A 326-nucleotide genomic window follows, 5' to 3' on the forward strand; every position below is an offset into this window, starting at 1 on the left:
GGGGCGGAGGCGGCGTTTTCCGCACCGCCGTCGTCGACGGTAAAGCTGATCGTGCGGGACAGGCCCTGCGCGCCCGCACTCGGATTGTCGCTGGTGTTGGCGTAGGCAACGGAGCGCAGCACCGCCTGATAGTCGGCAAAGCTCGCCGTGCCGGTGAGCGTCAGCACACCCGTCCCGGCGTCGAACGCGCCCGAGATGCCGGCCTGCGCGGCGAAGGAGAGCACGTCCTCGCCCGCCACATGGTCGGTGATCGCCACCGTGGCGCCGGCAAGCGTGGCGCTGTCCACATCGCCGAGCTGCAGCGACGGCGCGATCGTCACCGCCGC

General features: G+C 71.5%; 1 protein-coding gene. It reads right to left on the reverse strand.

The annotated features are described in order from the left end of the window. Positions 1-320 (reverse strand): hypothetical protein (locus H2509_RS21295; RefSeq protein WP_209001722.1); only part of this gene is annotated, 320 nt, incomplete at its 3' end. Between the last annotated feature and the right edge of the window lie 6 nt (positions 321-326).

This window comes from Stappia albiluteola (assembly GCF_014050225.1).
GTDB lineage: Bacteria > Pseudomonadota > Alphaproteobacteria > Rhizobiales > Stappiaceae > Hongsoonwoonella > Hongsoonwoonella albiluteola.